The organism is Pseudoxanthomonas mexicana (assembly GCF_001556105.1).
Classification (GTDB): Bacteria; Pseudomonadota; Gammaproteobacteria; order Xanthomonadales; family Xanthomonadaceae; genus Pseudoxanthomonas_A; species Pseudoxanthomonas_A mexicana_A.
In genome coordinates this window covers 1-21,693 of the sequence record NZ_LSIF01000041.1, presented here as the reverse complement: position 1 = coordinate 21,693, position 21,693 = coordinate 1, and the positions used below count along the sequence as shown (strand labels likewise).

At 66.8% G+C, this 21,693-nt stretch carries 18 protein-coding genes; 5 read left to right on the top strand and 13 right to left on the bottom strand.

Going from position 1 to position 21,693, the window contains the following annotated elements; all coding sequences use genetic code 11:
* Nucleotides 1–32: 32 nt before the first annotated feature.
* From AX730_RS07415 to AX730_RS07390, 6 genes are all read right to left on the bottom strand, one after another.
* Complete coding sequence (locus AX730_RS07415; RefSeq protein WP_062354238.1) at nucleotides 33–1,112, bottom strand: PQQ-dependent sugar dehydrogenase; 1,080 nt, start codon at nucleotides 1,110–1,112, stop codon at nucleotides 33–35.
* A 262-nt stretch (nucleotides 1,113–1,374) separates the two neighbouring features.
* On the bottom strand, nucleotides 1,375–2,445 hold the full coding sequence (locus AX730_RS07410; protein WP_062354201.1) for an acyltransferase family protein: 1,071 nt from the start codon (nucleotides 2,443–2,445) through the stop codon (nucleotides 1,375–1,377).
* Nucleotides 2,446–2,452: 7 nt separating this feature from the next.
* Entirely contained in the window at nucleotides 2,453–3,598 is a 1,146-nt protein-coding gene (gene nagA, locus AX730_RS07405) for an N-acetylglucosamine-6-phosphate deacetylase (protein ID WP_062354198.1), read from the bottom strand.
* Nucleotides 3,595–4,629: an SIS domain-containing protein gene (locus AX730_RS07400; protein ID WP_062354195.1), complete on the bottom strand. Its 1,035-nt coding sequence runs from the start codon at nucleotides 4,627–4,629 to the stop codon at nucleotides 3,595–3,597. Before AX730_RS07400 ends, nagA begins: the two co-directional genes overlap by 4 nt.
* Nucleotides 4,626–5,693 carry a LacI family DNA-binding transcriptional regulator gene (locus tag AX730_RS07395; protein ID WP_062354235.1) on the bottom strand — a complete coding sequence of 356 codons (1,068 nt, stop codon included), beginning with the start codon at nucleotides 5,691–5,693 and terminating at the stop codon, nucleotides 4,626–4,628. Before AX730_RS07395 ends, AX730_RS07400 begins: the two co-directional genes overlap by 4 nt.
* A gap of 11 nt (nucleotides 5,694–5,704) precedes the next feature.
* Nucleotides 5,705–7,024 (bottom strand): sugar MFS transporter, encoded by a 1,320-nt coding sequence (locus AX730_RS07390; RefSeq protein ID WP_062354192.1) that lies wholly within the window; start codon nucleotides 7,022–7,024, stop codon nucleotides 5,705–5,707.
* A gap of 376 nt (nucleotides 7,025–7,400) precedes the next feature.
* Here AX730_RS07390 and AX730_RS07385 point away from each other — a divergent pair, with 376 nt between their 5' ends.
* From AX730_RS07385 to AX730_RS07375, 3 genes are all read left to right on the top strand, one after another.
* Nucleotides 7,401–8,435 (top strand): glucokinase family protein, encoded by a 1,035-nt coding sequence (locus tag AX730_RS07385; RefSeq protein WP_407071478.1) that lies wholly within the window; start codon nucleotides 7,401–7,403, stop codon nucleotides 8,433–8,435.
* 143 nt (nucleotides 8,436–8,578) lie between these two features.
* Complete coding sequence (locus AX730_RS07380) at nucleotides 8,579–11,347, top strand: TonB-dependent receptor (protein WP_062354186.1); 2,769 nt, start codon at nucleotides 8,579–8,581, stop codon at nucleotides 11,345–11,347.
* 99 nt (nucleotides 11,348–11,446) lie between these two features.
* Complete coding sequence (locus tag AX730_RS07375; RefSeq protein WP_407071477.1) at nucleotides 11,447–13,786, top strand: beta-N-acetylhexosaminidase; 2,340 nt, start codon at nucleotides 11,447–11,449, stop codon at nucleotides 13,784–13,786.
* 51 nt (nucleotides 13,787–13,837) lie between these two features.
* Here AX730_RS07375 and AX730_RS07370 read toward each other — a convergent pair whose 3' ends face one another.
* Nucleotides 13,838–14,233: a VanZ family protein gene (locus tag AX730_RS07370; RefSeq protein ID WP_157074148.1), complete on the bottom strand. Its 396-nt coding sequence runs from the start codon at nucleotides 14,231–14,233 to the stop codon at nucleotides 13,838–13,840.
* Nucleotides 14,234–14,247: 14 nt separating this feature from the next.
* Nucleotides 14,248–15,432 (bottom strand): class I SAM-dependent methyltransferase, encoded by a 1,185-nt coding sequence (locus AX730_RS07365; protein ID WP_062354177.1) that lies wholly within the window; start codon nucleotides 15,430–15,432, stop codon nucleotides 14,248–14,250.
* A gap of 119 nt (nucleotides 15,433–15,551) precedes the next feature.
* Here AX730_RS07365 and AX730_RS07360 point away from each other — a divergent pair, with 119 nt between their 5' ends.
* Nucleotides 15,552–16,382 (top strand): proteasome-type protease, encoded by an 831-nt coding sequence (locus tag AX730_RS07360; RefSeq protein WP_062354232.1) that lies wholly within the window; start codon nucleotides 15,552–15,554, stop codon nucleotides 16,380–16,382.
* Between the two features lie 168 nt (nucleotides 16,383–16,550).
* Here AX730_RS07360 and AX730_RS07355 read toward each other — a convergent pair whose 3' ends face one another.
* Together AX730_RS07355 and AX730_RS07350 are read right to left on the bottom strand one after the other, a co-directional pair.
* Complete coding sequence (locus tag AX730_RS07355) at nucleotides 16,551–17,492, bottom strand: alpha-E domain-containing protein (protein ID WP_062354174.1); 942 nt, start codon at nucleotides 17,490–17,492, stop codon at nucleotides 16,551–16,553.
* Nucleotides 17,492–18,946, bottom strand: a complete 1,455-nt coding sequence (locus tag AX730_RS07350; RefSeq protein WP_062354172.1) for a circularly permuted type 2 ATP-grasp protein — start codon at nucleotides 18,944–18,946, stop codon at nucleotides 17,492–17,494. Before AX730_RS07350 ends, AX730_RS07355 begins: the two co-directional genes overlap by 1 nt.
* A 183-nt stretch (nucleotides 18,947–19,129) precedes the next feature.
* Between AX730_RS07350 and AX730_RS07345 the strand changes: the two genes are divergently transcribed.
* A complete protein-coding gene (locus tag AX730_RS07345) occupies nucleotides 19,130–19,870 on the top strand; it encodes a pteridine reductase (RefSeq protein ID WP_062354169.1) in 741 nt (246 codons plus the stop codon).
* A 6-nt stretch (nucleotides 19,871–19,876) separates the two neighbouring features.
* On the opposite strand, the gene folK is transcribed toward AX730_RS07345, so the two are convergent.
* The 3 genes from folK to tsaD form a co-directional block, all read right to left on the bottom strand.
* Nucleotides 19,877–20,368: a 2-amino-4-hydroxy-6-hydroxymethyldihydropteridine diphosphokinase gene (folK, locus tag AX730_RS07340; protein WP_062354166.1), complete on the bottom strand. Its 492-nt coding sequence runs from the start codon at nucleotides 20,366–20,368 to the stop codon at nucleotides 19,877–19,879.
* A 3-nt stretch (nucleotides 20,369–20,371) separates the two neighbouring features.
* Nucleotides 20,372–20,731 (bottom strand): dihydroneopterin aldolase, encoded by a 360-nt coding sequence (gene folB, locus AX730_RS07335; RefSeq protein WP_062354163.1) that lies wholly within the window; start codon nucleotides 20,729–20,731, stop codon nucleotides 20,372–20,374.
* A gap of 59 nt (nucleotides 20,732–20,790) precedes the next feature.
* On the bottom strand, nucleotides 20,791–21,693 hold a 903-nt coding region (gene tsaD / locus AX730_RS07330; protein ID WP_062354160.1), incomplete at its 5' end, for a tRNA (adenosine(37)-N6)-threonylcarbamoyltransferase complex transferase subunit TsaD.

Below are 21,693 nucleotides of genomic sequence, written 5' to 3'. Positions count from 1 at the left end.
CGCATGACGCGCAGTGATATTCCGCGCGATGATCAGCTGGGGTTCGGCGTGAGCTTCAGCAAACGCCCACCGCTGCCATCCTCCAGCAGCCACAGGGCACCGTCGGGTCCCTGTTCGACTTCACGGATGCGCTTGCCCATCGGATAGCGGCGCGCTTCGCGGGCCTGCTCGCCGGCAAATTCGATTTCGACCAACGCCTGCGATGCGAGCCCACCGATGAACCCCCTGCCGCGGAACCACGGGAACAGGTCGCCGGAGTAAATGATGAAACCTGCCGGCGCGATCACCGGCGTCCAGGAGACTTCGGGTGCATTGAACTCTGGCCTCGTGGAGTGATCCGGGATCGGTGTGCCGTCGTAGTTGTCGCCGTTCGAGACGACGGGCCAGCCGTAGTTGCTGCCACGTTCGATCAGGTTCAACTCGTCGCCTCCCTTCGGCCCCATATCGTGCGCCCACAGGCGACCCGCGCCATCGAATGCGATGCCCAGCATGTTGCGGTGGCCCAGGCTCCACACCTGCGCGGCAATGCCGCCCTGCGCCGCGAACGGATTGTCGGGCGGCACGCTGCCGTCGTCATTGAGCCGGATCAGCTTGCCGAGCGCCGACTGCAGGTCCTGCGCCGGCGTCGATGCCTGGCGGTCGCTGGAGGTGATCCACAACTTGCCGTCCGCGCCGAACGCCAGCCGGTGCCCGTAATGGGCATCCCCGTTGACCTTGGGCAACTGACGCCAGATCACCTGCAGGTTGGACAGGCTGCCGCCATTGCCACTGGCATCCAGTACCAGCGTCGCGCGCGCCACGGCCGCACCGCGGGTGCTGCCGCTGCCGGCTTCCGCATAGCTGAGGTAGACCAAGCGGTTGTCGGCGAACTGCGGATGCAACAGCACGTCGCCGAACCCGCCCTGCCCGCCGTAGGCGACGGCCGGCACTCCGACCACTTCACCGACCTGCCGGGTGATGACATTGGCCAGCCTCAGCTTGCCGGACTTCTCCGTCACCAGCAGGCGACCATCCGGCAGGAACGTCATGGCCCATGGCTCGTTGAACGTGGCGATAGGCGTGCTGGTGAACGGCGGGTCCGGGACGACACGTGCGCGTGACAGGCCTGCCATGACGCGGCCTGTGCCCGGTGCCGTTGCATCGGGTGAAACGACGAGTGACGGCACGATGGCGGGGGCCGGCGCACTTGGCGTGGCGGCGCCACGTGCCATCACGACGGTGGCCCCCTGGTCTTCCACCGTCACCCGCTGGCAGGCGGACAGGCACAGGCAGCAGGCGAGCACGATCGGCATCTTCATGGCAGGCGGCATCCGGCGGGTGACTGGCTGCCGTTGTACCCCACGCGACGAAGAAAAGCGTGACGAAACCGCTGCATCAGACTTTCAGGTACCAGCGGCGGCGATCCATTCCCCATACGACGCACCACCACAGGGCAACGAAGGCCACCGCGAAGGCCAATGACGGCAGGTACGGGCCGAATCGTGGCGCCATCCAGCCGGCGAATCCGATCCCGTAGATGGGCGCCATCCAGCCTGCGGCGAGTACCAGATAGGTCATCACCGCCGCCCCCACGTAGGCCGCGATGGCATTGATGCCGAAGCGGCGGCCGATCGCCGGCCATCCACGGCGATCCACGAGGACGTGCGCGGCGGCGAGTGCCAGCATGGCGCAGCCGGCGGTGAACAGCGCGTAGGACGAGGTCCAGAGGGCCTTGTTCAGCGGCATTGCCTGCCCCCACAGCAGCCCGAGCAGCAGCGAGGCCGCGCCGCCGCCGAGCACCGCACGCAGGTCGCCCGCGCGCAACCACGCACCCGCCCGCACGCCGAGCAGCGTGGTGGCGATGGCGGGCAGCGTACTGAGCAGGCCCTCGGGATCCTGCCCGCGTCCCAGCGCCGCATTCCACTGGTAGAGCCACGGCGCGAACAACACGGTGTCGATGCGTGCGGCGAGGTTGGTGTACGGCGCGTAGCCCCACGGCGCCATCAGCACCCAGTAGCCGAGCAGCAGCGCCACGATGAGACCCCATTGCATGCGTGGCGTCACGTACAGTGCGACCACGCCGACGATGGCGAAGCACAGTCCGATCCTCTGCAATACGCCCCAGGGGCGGAACGATGGCCGGTCCAGCAGCAGGAAGGCGAGCAGGTGCAGCGCCAGACCGAGTGCGATGATCTTCGCTGCCCGCCACAGCACCGCACGCCGCAACACCGCAGGCGGCACGCCGGCCTCCATGCGCGGCACGACGCCTAGTGCGACCGATACACCAACGATGAAAAGGAAGAACGGAAACACCAGGTCGGTCGGCGTCACGCCGTGCCACTCGGCATGCAGCAGCGGCGCGTAGACGTGTGACCAGTCGCCCGGCGTGTTGACCAGCAGCATCGCCGCCACCGTCAGCCCACGCAACGCATCGACCGACGCGAACCGGGCCGGCACAGCGGTCATGCGAACGTCACTCGCCACCTATCCAGGTGCCGACCACCTGCAGGTCCGAATCCAGGGCAACCAGGTCGGCGCGCCAGCCGGGCACGATCCTTCCGTACGTGTCGCCCAGGCCGAGGAACTCGGCCGGATAGGTCGACGCCATGCGCGCGGCTTCCTCCAGCGGCAGGCCGACCAGGTGCACGCTGTTGCGCACGGCGGTCGCCATGTCCAGCGCGGAGCCGGCCAGCGAGCCGGCGGCATTGCGTACCACGCCATCGACGGCGGTGATGGTTTCGCCATAGAGATCGAAGGACGGATCGTCGGAGCCGACCATCGGCATCGCATCCGTCACCAGGAACACCTTGCCGCGTGGCTTGGCCGCCAGTGCCACGCGCAGGCTGGCCGGATGCACGTGCACGCCATCGACGATCACGCCGCACCAGCAGCCATCGTCTTCCAGCGCCGCGCCCACCGCGCCGGGCTCGCGCCCCTGCAGCGGCGACATCGCGTTGTACAGATGGGTGAAGCCGGACACGCCGGCGTCGATGCCGGCGCGGATCTGTTCGTACGTGGCCGCCGTATGGCCGGCGACGACGATGGCGCCGCGCGCCACCATCACGCGGATGGTATCGGCGGGCACCTGCTCCGGCGCCAGCGTCAGCAGCGTCACGCCATTGTCGAGCGACGTCGCCATCGCCACTTCGCCGTCGTCGGGCACGCGGAACTTCGCCGCGTTGTGCGTCCCCTTGCGCGCCGGCGCGATGTACGGCCCTTCCAGGTGGATGCCGAGCACGCCCGGTACCGCTGCCTCGATGGCGGCGCGCGTCGCCTCGACCGCGCGCGCCATCACCTCGGCATCGTCGCTGATCAGCGTCGGCAACAGGCCGGTAGTGCCGAACCGGCGATGCGCTTCCGCGATGGTGCGGATCGCGTCGACGCTCGTGTCGTTGTTGAACAGCGCGCCGCCACCGCCGTTGACCTGCGCATCGATGAAGCCGGGCACGAGCGAGGCGCCCTGCAGATCCTGCCTGACAGCATCGGCAGGCAGCGCTTCGACAGCGATCAGGTCGACGATGAGGCCGTCCTGCATCAGCACGGCGAGCCCCTCGACGAAACCGTCCGGCGTCAGCACACGGGCATTGCAGAGCGCGGTGGCGGCAGGCAGCGCATTCATACCGTTTCGGTGACCTTGTTGAGGTGAGGCGGCACGTCGGGATTGTGTCCGCGGCGCAATGCCAGCGCATTGATCGCGCGGTAGAAACTCTGGACGGTCAGCAGCGGCGCGCAGGCAGGATGCGGCGCTTCGACCAGCGGCAGGTCGCCCTGGCGCGAGGCGACCCATACCTGCGCACCGCGGCCGCGGAACTCCTGTGCCAGCGCCAGCGTGCCCGCTTCGGTTTCATCCGGTTGCGCGAAGCACAGCACCGGGAACCCAGGGCCGACCAGCGCCATCGGCCCATGCTTCACTTCAGCCGAACTGTACGCCTCGGCATGCAGGCCGCAGGTTTCCTTGAACTTGAGTGCCGCCTCCTGCGCGGCGGCCAGGCCCAGGCCACGGCCGAGCACGAACAGGTTGTGCGCGCCGACCAGTCCCTCGGTCAGCGGCGACCAGTCGGCTTGCCATGCGCGTTGCAACGCTTCGGGCAAGGCGCGCGCCGCGTCATGCAGCAGTGCTTCGTCTTTCCAGTACGCAGTCAACTGCAGGATCGCGGCCAGCGAGCCGAGATAGCTCTTGGTCGCGGCCACGCTGCGCTCCGGCCCGGCATGCATCTGCAGCACCGTGTCGGCCAGCTGGGCCAGCGGCGAATCGGCCACGTTGACGATGGCGACGACGCGCGCGCCGGCCTCCTTCGCCGCGGTCGCGTTGCGCAGCAGGTCGGGACTCTTGCCCGACTGCGAGATCACCACATAGAGCGCGCCATCCAGCCGCTGCCTGGCTTCATAGACCGAACCGACCGACGGCGAAGCGGAGGCCGTGACCACGCCGAGCTGCGTTTCGAACAGGTACTTCGCGTACGTCGCGGCGTGATCCGAACTGCCACGCGCGCAGGTGACGACGAAGGGCGGCGGGTTGCGGCGGAGATCGGCTGCCAGCGCCTTCACCGTGTCGGCGTTGCGCGCGTACTGGTCGGCGATGATGGCCGAGGCCTGGGCGGCCTCCTGGTGCATCAGGGTGTCGGCGGGAGCGGGAAGCGATGTCGTCATGTCGAAGGCGATTCAGGTCGTTCCGCGCGTGGGCGGACCGGTGCGGTGGAACCGCGCACGACCAGTTGCGGCACGAAGCCCTGGTTGTGCACGGGCGTGGGATTGTCGTCGTAAGCGTCGGTGCGCAGCCCGGCGATCAGCAGGCGTGCCGCCTGTTTCGCGATGTCCTGCGTCGCCTGCTTGGCGGTGGTGAGCGGCGGCCATGACTGCTTGGAGAACGGACTGTCTTCGAAGCCGGCGATGGACAGGTCGTAGGGCACGTTCATGCCGGCCGACTTGGCCGCGGCCAGTACGCCGGCCGCGATTTCGTCGTTGGAACCGAAGATGGCGGTGGGTGGCTCACGCAGCGCCAGCAGGCGGCGGGCACCACGGAAGCCGTCATCGAACGTGTAGTCGCCCGGCACCACGAGATGCTTGTCCAGCGTGATGCCGTAGTCCTTCAATGCCTTCTCATAGCCGGCGTAGCGTTCGGTGCTCGACCGGTGTGCCAGCCCGCCCCACAGGAAGCCGATGCGCTGGTGTCCGAGCTGGATCAGGTGCTCGGTGATCTCGTAGGCGGCGTCGCGGTCGTCGACGTAGACGCAGGGCAGCCCGTCTTCCGGATCTTCGGTCGCCGCGATGATGCGCACCAGCTTCACTCCCCGCGCGGCGAGTGCGGTGACCAGGTCCGCACGTTCGGACATAGGCGCGGTCAGTACCAGCCCGGCCAGGCGCGAGCGCTGCACGAACTCCACCAGTTCTTCCGCCAGCAGTGGCGAGGTGGAATCGACGGGATGGATCTGCAGGCCGAAGCCGGTCTCCTTGCACGCCGCCAGCACGCCGTTCTGCACGCCGATGATGTGGTACGGGTTGGGGTTGTCGTAGACCAGCCCGATCACGAACGGCGTGCCGCTGCGCAGGTTGCGCGCGGACTGGTCCGGCTCGTAGTCCAGCTCGGCGATGGCATGCAGCACCCGCGCACGCGTGCCCTGCAGCACGGAGGGCTCGTTGTTGATGACCCGGGACACGGTCTTCAGCGAGACCTTCGCGCGTTCGGCGACGTCCTTGATGGTGGGTCGGCGCATGGGCGTTTCCGTCATGGAGGCGAGTCCGCCATGATGCCGCGTTCCGGCACCGCCGTCGCCGCCCGCTTCGACGCGCCTACCCGGTGCCCGACCAGCGCGTAGTAGAGGATGTAGAGATAGCCCGGGATGGCCAGTCCTGCGAACACCAGCTGGAAGTCGTAGTGCTGCTTCAGCACCGCGAACGCCTGCGGCAGGATCGCGCCGCCGGCGATACCCATGATCAGCAGCGCGGAGCCGGTCTCGGTGTGGCGGCCCAGTCCCTTGATCGCCAGCGGGAAGATCGCCGGCCACATCATCGCGTTGGCGAAGCCGAGCGCGGCGACGAAGCCGACCGACACGTAGCCGTGCGTCAGCAATGCGCCCAGTGCGAACAGCACGCCGAGTGTGGCGGAGATGGCGAGGTAGCGCTCCTGCGAGATGAAACGCGGGATCACGGCCAAGCCGACCAGGTATCCCGCCAGCATCGCGAACAGCGTGTACGTCGTGAACAGCTTGGTCTGGTCCAACGGCAGTCCGAAGCCCCTTCCGTACGTCCCGATCGCATCGCCCGCCAGCACCTCAACGCCCACGTAGAGGAACAGGCACAGCACGCCCAGCCACAGGTGCGGGAACTGCGACAGACCGCGCCCGTCGTCGGGCGCACCGGCCGTGACCGCGGCGTTGGCTTCGGACGGCTTCACGTCCGGCAGCGGCGAGAACAGGATGCCGATGGCGACCACCACCAGGATGCCCGCCATGGCCAGGTACGGCAGGTGGATCTTCGCCGCGAACGCATCGAGCAACACCGCCCTGCCGGCCGCATCGGCCACTTCGACCTGCGCGGCCAGGTCGCCTACGCCGTGCAGCACCAGCGTGCCGAGCACGAGCGGTGCCAGCATGCCGGCGACCTTGTTGCAGATGCCCATCAGCGCGATGCGCTGGGCGGCGCTGTCGATGGGGCCGAGGATGCTGACGTAGGGGTTCACCGCCGTCTGCAGCAGCGCCAGGCCACCGCCGATCACGAACAGGCCGGACAGTGCGCCGGGATACCAGCGCTGGGTGGAGAACTCGCCGAACATCGCGGCGCCCACCGCCATCACGAACAGGCTGGCCGCCAGGCCCTTCTTCATGCCGGTGCGCTTGAGCAGCGCCGCGGCGGGCAGGGCAAGGAAGAAGTACGACAGGTAGAACACCATCAGCACGAGGAAGGCGTTCACCTCGTCCAGGTCGAAGGCGAGCTGCACGAACGTGATCAGCGGCCCGTTGATCCAGGTGAAGAAGCCGATGATGAAGAACAGCACGCCGACGATGGCGAGCGAGCGGAGCGGGCTGGACCCGGCTGCGGTGGTCATGGAATCCCCTTGGACTGGCGATGCCAGGCGCCAGAGCGTCGGACATCGGGAACAACGTTGTCAAAGCCAATCGGTTGAACCGGGAAATACTGCCGGCGCCGCCACGCTGAAACCATCAATGTGATAGCAGCGGCGTCGTGCACTGCAGCATCAAGTCCCGCAGGACTTGCCCGGATTCCCCCTTCCAATTCAACAATTAAAGCCATTAATGCGAGAAATGATTCGCTGAATACGGAGATCGTTTCCGTTTTGCGATGCCTCCGCGCCTGCTGAACGGCTATTTCATGACAGAGCCTTGACAACGTTGTCAAACACTTTCCACACTCCGGCCATATCGGGGTGCGGGAATCCCGGCCGCGAACATGTGGGGAAACGTGTGGTCGCCATCGCCAATCCAATGCCGACAGATGCCATCAGCGGGGCGCACGACGCCTTCATCGCGGCGGATGTCGGTGGCACGCACGTCCGGATCGGCCTCGTCCGCGGCAGCCGCGATCCGGGCGAACCGGTCAGCGTGCTGGAGTACCGCAAGTACGCCTGCGCCGAACACGCAGGCCTGGGCCACATCGTCGCGGACTTCATCGCCGGCCTGGGCACGACGCGGGTAGCGCGTGCGGTCATCGCCAGCGCCGGCTACGCGCTCGAAGACGGCACTGTCATCACCAACAACCTGCCGTGGCGCCTGTCGCCGGCCGGGCTGCGCGCACAACTCGGCTTCGACGACGTCCGCCTGGTCAATGATTTCGAAGCGGTGGCGCACGCCGCCGCACAGATGGACGCCAGCGAGGTGCTGCAGCTGACCGGGCCGGCCATCGCGCCGAAGCACGGTCCCACGCTGGTCCTCGGCCCGGGCACCGGTCTCGGCGCCGCCGTCTGGATCCCCGCCGGCAGGCGCGCCGTCGTGCTCGCTACCGAAGCCGGCCAGGCCGCGCTGACCGCCGGCAATGCGCTGGAAATGGCGCTGCTGGACGAGATGCTGAAGACGCGCTCGCACGTGCCGGTCGAACAGGCGCTGTCGGGCCCCGGACTGATGAACCTCCATGCCGCGCTCCGCGCCGTGCGTGGCGCGCCGCCCTCGCCCTACACCCACCCGGGCCAGATCACCGCGGCCGCGCAGTCGGGCGAAGACGCGCTGGCGCGCGAAAGCCTCGACGTGTTCTGCGGACTGCTGGGTAGCGTGGTCGGCGACATGGCGCTGCTGTACGGCGTACAGGGCGGCGTGTACCTCGCCGGCGGCATCCTGCCGAAGATCCGCGACTTCCTGATCGGCAGCCGCTTCGTGCCGAGGTTCCTCAACAAGGGATCGATGCGCGAGGCACTGGAACGCATTCCCGTGAAAGTCGTGGAGCACGGGCAGTTGGGTGTGATCGGTGCGGCCCGGTGGTACCTGGACCGCGACGAAGGCAATTGAGGGGAAGCGCCGGGACAGGCGCGGGCATCAAGGGGCGGGGTGCAGGGGATACGTGCAACGCCAGGCAACACCGAAGTACCAGGCACGGCGGAACAGCGCGAGCGATGGCTGCCGGAATTCAAAACAATGATGGGAGAGACATCATGAAGTACCGCACCTCGATCCTTTCGGCCTCGATCGCCGTAGGCCTCGCGTTTTCAATGCAGGTCAGCGCGCAGGAAGCCACTACCCCCAGCACCGCAGAACAGGCTACCGACCTGGATGCAGTCATCGTCACCGGCATCCGCGGCAGTGTTGAAAAGTCGCTGGACGTCAAGCGCGATGCCAAGAGCCATGTGGAAATCATCACCGCCGAAGATATTGGCAAGATGCCCGACAAGAACGTCGCTGACTCCCTTCAACGCATTCCGGGCGTAACCGTCAGTTCGGCGGGCGCCAATGAGGGCGGCTTCGACGAGAACGACCGCGTTTCCATGCGAGGCACCAATCCCAGCCTTACACAGACGCTGTTCAACGGTCACAACATCGCGTCTGGCGATTGGTTCGTCTTGAACCAGACAGGCACGGTCGGCCGCAGCGTCAGCTACACCCTGCTGCCCTCCGAGCTGGTCAGCCAGATCGTGGTGCACAAGTCTTCGCAGGCCAGCCTGGTCGAAGGCGGCGTAGCAGGCTCTGTCGACATCATCACGCGCAAGCCGCTGGAGTTCGCCAAGAACTTCACCGCCGAAGCTTCGATCGGCGCGGTCTACTCCGATCTTCCCAGCAAAACCGAACCGCAGTTCAGCGGACTGCTGAACTGGAAGAACGACGCCAACAATTTCGGCGTGTTGCTACAGGTGTTCTCGGAGGAGCGCAGCCTACGGCGCGACGGCCAGGAACTGCTCGGGTACGAACGCATTCTGCCGGGAAGCACAGTGGCTACCAGTAATCCTGACCTGGCGAATGTGTGGTATCCGACTATGATCGGTTCGGCGCTGTTCGAGCAGAAGCGCGAACGAAAGGGCGGCTTGCTGGAAGTCCAGTTCAAGCCGTCGGATGACCTTACGCTCGGCGTGAACGCTTTCGTATCCAACCAGAAAGCGGGCAATTACAACCGCAACTACCTGCTGTGGGTGACTCATTTCCTGGCGCAAGGCAATGGCCAGGCGCCACTGCCGGGCTACGTGGTTCGCAATGGCACGCTGGTGCAAGCCAACTTTGCCGGCGTCCCCGGGACGACCTACGGCGTGTACGACCAGATCTCGCGACCTGATGCGAGTGCGGATTCTTCGTTCGTCGCATTCGATGCCAAATGGCAGGCGAGCGACAGTCTGGTCTTCAAAGCGCAGCTGGGCACCTCCGAAGGTACCGGCAAAACGCCCACTCAGGACGTGGCCGAGTGGAATGTCGGCATCGGCGCGGGTGGCGGGTGGGGCCTCAATGGCGTCGGCGCGGCCAACTGGACCATCGGCGGCAATCCCGCCAGTCCGACTGCGGACACGCTGGGCTGGATCTTCGGCTACCAGGACGTGAAGGTGGAGGACAAAGAAAAGTGGGGGCAGCTGGACGGAGAATACTTTATCGACCGCAGCAACATGACCTCGCTGCAGTTCGGCGTACGCTACGCCGAGCACAGCCGCGAATCCCTCGGTGCCACGGGTCAAGGCCCCGCCTGTAAGAATTCCAGCGGCAACACCGTGGCCTTCGACTGGAGTCAACCCTACTTCTGTCCGGTGGGTACGCAGTCGCCGTTCGACCCCGCCAACTATCCGACTGGTGGCTATACCAACTATCCGGGTGACTTCGCGAATGGCCTGGGCGGTAGCTTCCCGCGCGACATCTGGTACTTCTCGCCGCAGCAACTGGCCGCGTTCAACGACCGTTTCACCAACCGTGATCCAAGCACGCGCACCGACTGGGCCGGTCTGTACGGCATCCAGGAAGAGACGTCTGCCGGTTATGCACAGCTGAACCTCGAAGGCGATCGCTGGAGCGGTAATGTCGGCCTGCGCTATGTGCGTACGCAGCAGCGCATCCGCAACAATGTATCGGGTACCGGTTCGCCGGATGCGCTCACTGGCTCGGACTTTGGACCGTACCTGCCGGTGGTCACCGAGAACACGTACACCGACCTGCTGCCCAGCGCCAACCTGAAGTTCAACCTCACCGACGACTTGGTGGCGCGCGTCGCCGCCTCGCGCACGATGACACGTCCGGACTACTCCGCGCTGGCCGGTGCCGTATCGCTGAGCCCGCCAGCATCCCCGGGTGCGCCGGGCTCCGGCAGCGGCGGCAACCCTGATCTTAAGCCGATCCTGTCCACCAACTTCGATGCGTCGCTGGAATGGTACTTCGCCCCCCGGGCTTTGCTGGCCGCCAGCGTGTTCTACATGGACCTGAAGGACTACGTGTCTTACGGTCAGGAAACGCGTCAGTACATGACCTATAGCACGACCAACCCGCAGGGTTTCTTGGCGGACTACGTGCTGACGGTGCCGGTGAATACAAATGGCAAGGTGAAGGGCGTCGAACTGACGTACGAACAGCCCATCGGCGAGAACTTCGGCATCAACGCGAACTACACGTTCGCCAACGGCGAGCAAGATGACGGCCGTGATCTGGTGGGTACTTCGAAGAACACGTACAACATCGGCGCATACTTCGAGAATGACCGCTTCAACGCACGCATCAACTACACCTATCGCTCTGAGTTCTACAGCGGCTTGGATCGCGCCACGGCGTTCTATCAGGACGAGACCGACGTGCTCTCCGCCTCGCTGGGCTACAGGGCCTCGGATTGGCTGTCGATTACCCTGGACGGCCTGAACCTCAACGAGCCGAAGCTCAAGTACTACGCGCTCAACCGGGACCAGCCGCGCTCGATCTATCAGAACGGCCGCCAGTACTACCTGAACTTCCGCTTCAAATTCTAAGCACTACGATGTAAGGGAACGCTCTCCCTCTGCGGGCCTGGACTTGTCCGGGCCCGCCTTTTTTTGGGCATGCTGTGCCCTTCGCTATCGAGGACTCCGATGAAACGATCCTTCGCCCATCGCGCCCTGGCCGGACTGGCCTTCACCCTGCTGGCGCTTGTGGGTTGCAAGAAGCCGGCCGGTGACACGGCCGCCGATGCTGCCGCATCCACGCCGATCACGCCGTCGCTGATCCCGGCCCCCGCTGAGCTGCAGACGAGCGATGGATCATTCGCTATCAGTGCCAAGACCCGCCTGTTCGCCAGTGGCGAGGCGGCGACGCGCGTCGCGCAGCAGTTCGCCGCCTACCTGCAATCGGCGGGCGCGCCGGCGCTGGCCACCACGCAGGAGGACGGCAAGGGCGTGATCCGCTTCGTGCTCGAACCCGCCAACACCGCGCCATCGAACCCGGAGGCCTACACGCTGGACGTAACGCCCGATGGCGTCACGGTGAAAGCGCAGGACGAGCGCGGCCTGTTCTATGGCGCAGTGACGCTGTGGCAACTCATCACGCAGGGCGACAAGGGCCGCGTTACGTTGCCCGCCCTGCACATCAACGACGCACCGCGCTTCGGCTGGCGCGGCTTCATGCTGGATCCGGCGCGCCATTTCCAGCAGGTCGATGACGTCAAGAAGATCATCGACGCGATGGCGCTGCACAAGCTCAACACCCTGCACTGGCACCTGACCGACGACCAGGGCTGGCGCATCGAGATCAAGCAGTATCCGAAGCTCACCGAGATCGGCGGCTGCCGCATTCCCGCTGGCGACGGCGGCAAGGATCCGAAGACGGGCGAGCCGCGCCCGTACTGCGGTTTCTACACGCAGGACCAGATCCGCGACGTGGTGAAGTACGCCGCCGAGCGCCACATCACCGTGGTGCCCGAGATCAATGTGCCGGGCCATGCGACCGCTGCGATCTCCGCGTATCCGGAACTGGGCTCCATCGATACGCCGCTGGTGCCGTCCAACGAGTGGGGCGTGTTCCCCAACCTGGTCAATGTCGAAGAAGGCACCATCACCTTCCTCGAGAATGTGCTGGGCGAAGTGGTCACGTTGTTCCCCGGTACCTACGTGCACGTTGGCGGCGACGAAGCGGTCAAGGACCAGTGGGAAGCCTCTGCGCGCGAACAGGCGCGCATGCGCCAGGTCGGCGCGAAGACCGAGATGGACCTGCAGGGGTACCTGGTCGAGCGCCTGGAGAAATACCTGTCCACCCACGGCAAGCGCCTGATCGGCTGGGACGAGATCCTCGAAGCGAAGTTGCCGCCCGAAGCCACCGTGATGTCGTGGCGCGGTATCGAAGGTGGTCTGCAAGCGGCACGCCAGGGCCATGACGTGGTGATGTCGCCCTCCAACAAGACCTACCTGGACTACCTGCAGACCGCGTCGCCAAACGAACCGCCTGGTCGCCCGGCCCTGATCACGCTGCAGGATGTGTACGGCTTCGAACCGGTGCCGGAGGAGCTGGAAGCGAGCCAGCGCCACCACATCCTCGGCATCCAGGCCAACCTGTGGACCGAGCACACCCGCACGTTCGCCCGCCTGCAGCACAACGCATTCCCACGCCTGGCCGCGGTGGCGGAAACCGGCTGGACGCCGGCGGCGAAGAAGGACTTCGCCAGCTTCACCGCCCGTCTGCCCACACAGCTGAAGCGCTACGACGCCATCGGCCTGGGCTACGCGAAGACGCCGTTCGAACCGCTGATCGCCACCGAGGACGACCGCAAGGCCGGAACCGCCAAGGTCACGCTGTCCAATCCGCTCGACTACCCGGTGCACTACACCACCGACGGCAGCGAACCGACGCAGGCCTCGCCGACGTTCGCCACGCCGCTGGACGTGAAGCTGCCAGCCACCGTGCGTGCGGCCGCGTTCGCCGACGGCCGCGCGCTGGCGCCGGCGTCCACGTTCGAACTGACGCCTGCCGCGATGCTGACCCGTACCGACGAAGCGATGGGCGTGTGCCCGGATGCGGGACGCCTGCTGCTGCGGCTGGAAGATGACGGTCCGCTGGAAGGCGAGCGCGCGATCTTCAACGCGACGATCTTCTATCCGTGCTGGCAGTGGAACCAGGCCGACCTGGACGGCATCGCATCGATCAAGGTGCGGGCGGGCCGCATTCCGTACTACTTCCAGCTGGCCCACGACGAGCCGGCCCGTACCTTCGAACCGGCGAAGTCACCGCTGGGCGAACTGGAGATCCTCGGTGGCGGATGCAAGGGCCACACGCTGGCGACCGTGGCATTGCCTGCCGCACCTAACGCCGACGGCTTCCTCGACCTCGAGGCGGCGCTGCCGGCCGGCACCACCGGCAAGCAGGACCTGTGCGTGCGCTTCACCGGCGATACGCGCCCGCAGATGTGGGTGCTGGACCGCATCACGCTGCAACCGCGCTGAGGCGCCGTTCGGCAGCAGGAGAAAGCCGGGCTTATCCCGGCTTTTTCTTCTTCAGGGCCGCGCGGGCGCCAGGCGGGCGTCGATCAACAACAGGAGGCGGCTCAGTGGCGTCAGCCGCGTCGCAAAGCCTGCCGACACCCCCAGCGCATTGGCCAGCGCATCGTACGCATCGGCCATGCGCGTAGATGTCAACGAGCCCTGCGCGAGTTCCAGCACGATCCCGAGGGCGACCAGCAGCAGCGCCACCACGACACATCCTCGGCGTGCGGCGAACAGCTGCATCGCCGATGCCGACAGCAGCGCGTACGCAAGGAAATGCTCCACCTTGTCGCCGCCCTCCGGCACAGGCGGCAAGCCACTCAGGTTGACCAACGACAACACCGCCACCGTTACAACGGCGAGCAGCCAAAGCCCCAGCCACAGACGCGGCCGGCGGAAAGGCTTCAATACGAAAATGCCGCTCACAGGCGCCAGCTCAGGTCGTTGAACAGGAAGGCGGTGCCGAACTCGACGTCGCTGGAGAACCCCATCACCTGGAAGCGCTCGCCCATCTCGCTGGGCAGGGTCAGCCGCTTGGCCTCGTTGCGAAGGCGCAGCAGCGTGGTCTCGTCAGCACGCGCCTCGGCTTCGTTCAAACGCTCCTGCAAACCGTTGCCGAGCAGGAAGTTCGCCTGCGTCGTGTAGCCGGCCAGGTCGAAGCCCGCCTGCGTGCCGGCTTCGGCCAGCGCGGTGAAGTCGACGGACGCCGTGATGTCCTGCAGTCCCGGCCACAGGTAGGGATCGTTGTGCACCCGGTGGCGGTAGTACGCACGCAGCGTGCCCTCGTCGCGATCCGGCTGGTAGAACTCGCGGCGGGTATAGCCGTAGTCGGCGAACAGCATCGCACCGCGATCCAGCCCACCCATCACCGCCTGGATCCAGTACGGGAGCTGTGGCAGCAACTCGGAGCGATAACCGTCGGGGAATGGCTGCTCCAGATAGCGTTCGACATGGCGCACCGCGGCGGCCAGCAACGCATCGGCCGGACGATCGGCGCGCACGAAACGGCCATCGGCCTCGACCGCCACGCCCTCCTCGAACACCTCGCCATCGCGCAGTGTGAAGCGCGGCGTCGGCAGGGCATCGATCACTTCGTTGGCGAACAGCACGCCATTCCATGTCTCGGACGGCGGACCGTCCAGCCATTCCACGAGGTCAAACACCGGCGGAATCAGGCGTTGGCCGAGCCGCTCGCGCTGGCGCTCGCGCAGGTCGGCGCTGGGCTCGAGGATGGCATAGCGCGCAGGCAGCGCATCCAGCTCCAGCAACCGCTTCAGCATGATCTCGGCGAATGCACCGCTGCCACCGCCGATCTCGACGAACTCCGCTTCAGGACCGATCTGCTGCAGCACCGGCGCCACCGCCTGCGCCACGCAACTGGCGAACAGCGGCCCCAGTTCCGGCGCGGTGGTGAAGTCGCCAGCCTCGCCGAATTTGGTGCTGCCCGCGCTGTAGTACCCCATGCCGGGCGCGTACAGGCTGCGCTCCATGAACCGCGAGAACGGCAGGCTGCCGCCCTCGGCCGCGATCTCGTTGCGGATCAGTGCGGCGAGCCGCGCGCTGTGCGCCTGCGCGGCGTCATCGGGAAGAGGGAGGTCGGCCTGCATATCGCACCAGAAGCGGGAATCTCCGCCATTGTACGGGCCGTTTCACACTGGGGCGCCGGCTCTAGCCAACCCAGGAGGGCACGCATAGAATCGTGATGCACAGCAGCAACGGACACGCCATGACCTATTGCGTCGGCATCGAAGTCAACGAAGGCCTGGTCTTCGCCGCGGATACCCGCACCAGCGCCTCCTTCGACGACGTGCGCGTGTACCGCAAGATGCACGTGTTCGAATGGCCGGGCGACCGCGTGTTCGTCATCATGTCGGCCGGCAACCTGGCCACCACGCAGCTGACCATCTCGCGGCTGCAGCGCGACGCCGACGATCCCAACGCGAAGCAGAGCCTGCGCACGTTCTCGCACCTGTACGAAGTGGCGGAATACGTCGGCGACACGCTGGTGGCAAGCCAGGTAAAGATGAGCGACGAAGCACAGCAGAGCGGCGTCAACGTGCAGTCGACGCTGATCCTCGGCGGACAGATCGCCGGCGAGCGGCCCGGCCTGTACATGATCTACCCGCTCGGCAACTGCATCGCCACCTCGCCGGAAACGCCCTATCTGCAGATCGGCGAATCCAAGTACGGCAAGCCGATCCTGGACCGCATCATCCGCCCGGAAACGCCGCTGGAAGACGCCGCGCGCTGCGCGCTGGTGTCGCTGGATTCGACCATCCGTTCCAACCTGTCCGTCGGCATGCCGGTGGACATGGCGCTGCTGCGCAACGGCGACCTGAAGATCAGCCAGAAGATGCGGCTGGAAGCGGACACGCCGCTGTACTCGGAGATCCACGACACCTGGTCGCGCAAGCTGGAGGCTGCGGTGCACAGCTTGCCGAGATTTCCATGGGAACCGCAGCGCGAAGCCGAGCCGGCGACCGGTCCGCTGCCGGTGATGCCGCCGCGTCGCGCGCCGTCGCGGCAGGATCCCGGCGACGCGCAAGGACAGCAGTAGCCCTGCTGCTTTCTGTAGGAGCGACATCAGTCGCGACCACGCACTTGAAGACCGCTGAAACCGCGGCCCTACAAGAGCATCGGCGGACGACTCCTGCGCATGCTTCCAGCGTCGGTTAACGCATCGACCGTGCGGTCGCGACTCACGTCGCTCCTACAGGCAAGCCCATCAGCCGTGGAAGTAGCCTTCCGCGATGGCATCGTGCAACGCGCCCAGATGCACCTGGATCTGGTCCATGAACTGCGCGGGATCGCGCGTCGCCAGCACGGCCGGATCGGCGTTGCGGGTCAGGCCGATCACGCGGTTGAGGTGGCGGTCCACGCCGGGGCGCGGCGGCATGGTCGGCAGCACGCTCTGCACGCGCGACAGGCAGAAGTGCACGCTGCGCGGGAATTCGTTGTTCTGCAGCAGGAAGCGCAGCGCCAGCTCGGCGGTCACGCGCTGGCGCACGTGCCGGCGGAACATCTGGTAGCCGGCCAGCGAGCGCAGCACGCTCATCCACTGCATGTTCTGGAACGCCTCGCGGTCGTCCTCGTTGCGCGGCGTCACCAGTCCCGAGGCGCCAGCATCCATGATGCGGGTCGTCATGTCGGCCTGCTCAAGGCCGGTGCCCAGGCGCAGGAACTGGTAGCCGATGTCGCGGCTGACGTTGGCGCTCAGCAGTCCCGACACCTTCAGGCAGCCGTCGACGATGCGCTGCAGGAATTCCAGCCGGTAGCGTCGGCTGAGGCTGCGCTCGCCCTGCGCACCGATGTAGAGGTGCAGGTCGTTGATCGCTTCCCACACGTCCTGTGGCAGCGTATCGCGGATGCTGCGCAGGATTTCGCGCGCCGAATCCACGGACGTGCGCAGCGACGACGGATTGCGTTCGTCCAGCAGCAGGAAGCGGATCACGTCCGCATCGCCGGCGGCGTCCGCGGTCTCCGGGTAACACTGTTCGAAGCACTCTCCGGCGCCCACCGTATCGATCATCGGCCGCCACGCGAAACGGACGGAACGCGGCATGTCGAGCTGCAACTGGCTGCCGACGCCGACCAGGCGCGCGGTGTTCTCGGCACGCCGCACGTAGCGGCTGAACCAGTAAAGGTTGTCGGCGACACGGGAGAGCATCAGGCAGCCTCCTCGTCGTCGGACAGGTCGACCACCCAGGTGTCCTTGGCGCCGCCGCCCTGCGAGGAGTTGACCACCAGCGAGCCCTTCACCATCGCCACGCGCGTCAGCCCGCCGGTGGTGACGTAGGTGTCCTGGCGCGACAGCACGAACGGGCGCAGGTCGATATGGCGCGGCGACGGCCCCTGCTTGGTGACGATCGGCGCGGTGGACAGCGCCAGCGTGGGTTGTGCCATGTAGTTGCGCGGATTCGCCTCGATCAGCGCCTTGAATTTCTCGCGCTGGCGCTTGGTCGAGCGTGGGCCGATCAGCATGCCGTAACCGCCGGATTCGTTGGCCGGCTTCACCACCAGCTTCTCGATGTTCTCCAGCACGTACCTGCGCTCCTTCGCGTTATGGCAGAGGTAGCTGGGCACGTTGGGCAGGATCGGATCCTCGTCGAGGTAGTACTTGATCATCTTCGGCACGTAGGCGAACACGACCTTGTCGTCGGCGACGCCCGCGCCCGGCGCATTCGCCAGCGCCACCTTGCCGGCGCGCCAGCTGCGGATCAGCCCGGGCACGCCGAGCACGGACTCCGGATGGAACGCCTCGGGATCGATGAACAGGTCATCGACGCGCCGGTAGACCACGTCGACCCGCTTGGGGCCGTACACCGTGCGCATGTAGGTGCAATCGTCGTCGGCGACGAACAGGTCGTTGCCCTCGACCAGTTCGATGCCCATCGCCTGCGCCAGGTACGCGTGTTCAAAGTAGGCGCTGTTGAACACGCCCGGCGTCAGCAGCGCGATCACCGGCGTGTTGCCCGGCCGCGGCGACAGCGCGGCGAGCGTGTCGTACAGCTGGCTGGGATATTCGTCGACCGGCAGGATGGAACTGGTTTCGAATAGCTCGGGGAACACGCGCTTCGCCACCATGCGGTTTTCCAGCATGTAGCTGACACCACTGGGGATGCGCAGGTTGTCTTCCAGCGCATACAGCGTGCCGTCGCCGTCGCGCACCAGATCCGACCCGCAGATGTGCGCCCAGACGCCCAGCGGCGGCGTGATGCCGACGCACTGCTCGCGGAAGTTCACCGAATCCTTCAGCAGCATCGCCGGGAACACCTTGTCCTTGACGATCTGCTGCTTGCCGTAGATGTCGCCGATGAACAGGTTCAGCGCGCGCATGCGCTGCTTCAGGCCCGCTTCGGTGCGCTGCCATTCGCTGAGCGGAATGATGCGCGGGATCAGGTCGAACGGCAGCGTGCGGTCGACGTTGCGGCCGTCGGAGTACACGGTGAAGGTGATGCCCTGCACACGGGCCACCACGTCGGCGGCCAACTGGCGTTCGGCAAGTTCGCGACCGGACAGGCCGGCGAGGTACTCGACCAGACGACGCGCGGCCGGCCGCGGCCGTCCATCGGCCTGGATCAGTTCGTCAAAGGTCGTGGTGCGGTACTTCGCCCAGTCCATTCGCCCTTTCCGCTGTCCTTCGCCGGCACATCCGGCGAGGGGTGATGCGTCGCAACATGCACGGTCGATGTGCGCGCCGTCAAGCATGGGCGCGGCACGCAGCTCGACTCACGTTTTCGGCGTCGCGCTGCGCCATTCCGGTGCAAAGCGGGGACAATGCCCACTCCCGCCCCGGAGTCCACCATGTCCACGCCGCGTCGTGTCGTCCTGATCACCGGTGCTGCCCGCCGCATTGGCGCGGCGATCGCGCGCCGGCTGCATGCGGACGGCTACGATCTGGCGCTGCATTACCGCGGTTCGGCCGTCGACATGCGCACGCTGGTCGACGAGCTGGAGGCCGCTCGCCCTGGCAGCACGCTGATGCTGCAGGCCGATCTGGCGACCTTCGACCGGTTGCCGGAGCTGGTGGCGAAGACCGTGGGTCATTACGGTCACCTGGACGCACTGGTCAACAATGCGTCGGCGTTCTATCCGACGCCTGCCGGCAACGCCACGCCAGCGCAATGGGACGAACTGTTCGCGGTCAATGCGCGCGCACCGTTCTTCCTGGCACAGGCGGCAGCGCCCCACCTGCGCGCCGTGCATGGCGCCATCGTCAACATCGCCGACGTCTACGCCGACCTGCCGCGTGCGGACCTGGCGGTCTATGCCGCGTCCAAGGCCGCCCTGCTCGCTGTCTCGCGCGGACTGGCGGTGTCGCTGGCGCCCGAGGTGAGGGTGAACGCGGTATCGCCCGGCGCCATCCTGTGGCCGGACGGCGGCATCGATGCGGAGGTACAGTCAGGGCTGCTGGCACAGACGCCGCTGGGACGCGTCGGCGAGCCGGACGACATCGCCGGCACCGTGGCGTGGTTGCTGGGCGATGCGGCGGGTTACGTCACCGGCCAGGCGATCCGCGTGGACGGCGGACGCGGGATCCGCTGACCCCACTCAGGTGAAATCGATCGCCACCACGCCCGGTGGCGCATCGCGATCGGCATGCGCCTGCCACAGCGCATCCAGCCGCTGGCCGCTGCGTGGATCGACCATGTCCGGCGCGATGTCGGCCAGCGGCAGCAGCACGAACGCATGCTTCAGCTCGTCGCGTGGCAACCGCAAGTTGCCCGGCCCCTGCATCACCCGGTCGTCGTAGAACACGATGTCAATGTCGAGCGTGCGATCGGAGAAGCGCGGGCCGCTGCGGTCGCGGCCGTGCGCGTCTTCCAGCGCATGCAGCCAGTCGTTCAGCGCGAGCGGATCCAGATCGCTGTCGATCACCGCCGCGGAATTCAGGAAATCGGTGCCGTCGAAGCCGACCGAGCGCGTGCGATAGACCGGCGACAGCAGCACGTCGCCGAAGCGCTCGCGCAACGCCGTGACGGCGGCGCGCAGGTGACGCTCGGGTTCCACGTTGCTGCCGAGGCTGAGGTAGGCCTTTCCCATGGGTCAGTCCGGGCGCACGCCGCGTTCGATCAGCACGCCGACGTTGCGTGCGCCGGTGACGGCGCCGGGCTTGCTCAGCTTCAGCCGCACCCAGGCCACACCGAAGTCTTCGCGGATGATCTCGGCGCAGCGTTCGGCGAGCGTCTCGACCAGCCCGAAGTTCGCCTCCTCGACGAACGAGATCAGTCGCTTCGAGACCGCCTTGTAATCCAGCGTGTGCGCGATGTCGTCGCTCCCGGCCGGCACGCGGTTGTCGAACGCCATCTCCACGTCGAGCGCCACGGTCTGGCGGATCCCGCGCTCCCAGTCGTAGATGCCGATGACGGTCTCGATGCGCAGGTCTTCGATGAAAACGATGTCCATGGCGGGCTGCTGATGACGGAGTGCGCGCATGGTAACGGCAAACCGTGGCAGCGCCCGCATCACGCGTTCGCGTTCACCTGAGGCAACGTGGCCATGTCCCAGCGCGGCGTGACCTTCACTTCCGCCGTTTCGTGCTGGCCCGCTTCCAGCCGCAGCGCACCGGCGAAGGCGATCATCGCGCCGTTGTCGGTGCACAGCGACGGCCGCGGGAAGCAGGCGCGGCCCCCGCGCTTCGCCGCCATCTCATGCAGCTTCGCGCGCAGGCGCTTGTTGGCGCCCACGCCACCGGCGATGACGATGACGTCGCTGCCGGCTTCGTCCAGCGCGCGCTCGCACTTGATCGCCAGCGTGTCGACCACCGCATCCTCGAACCCGCGCGCGATGTCCGCGCGGGTCTGGTCCGACTGGTCGCTGTCGCGCCAGGCCAGCAGCACCTGGGTCTTCAGGCCGCTGAAACTGAAATCCAGGCCCGGCCGGTCGGTCATGGGCCGGGCGAACTTGAACCGGCCCGGGGCGCCCTTCTCGGCCAGCGCCGCCAGTTGCGGACCACCGGGGTATGCCAGACCCATCATCTTGGCGGTCTTGTCGAAGGCCTCGCCGGCGGCGTCGTCCAGCGTCTCGCCGAGCAGGCGGTAGCGGCCGATGGCGTCCACGGCCAACAGCTGGGTATGGCCGCCGGAGACCAGCAGGGCCACGAACGGCGCCTCGGGCGGGTCGTCTTCCATCAGCGGCGCCAGCAGGTGGCCTTCCATGTGGTGCACGGCCACCGCCGGCACGTCCAGCGCCCACGCCAGCGACCGGGCCACCCCGGCCCCGACCAGCAGCGCTCCGACCAGGCCCGGACCGGCCGTGTAGGCCACCCCGTCCAGGTCGCCGGTGCCCAGGTCGGCCTCGGCCAGGGTCTGGCGGATCAGCGGCAGCAGCTTGCGGACGTGGTCCCGGCTGGCCAGCTCGGGCACTAC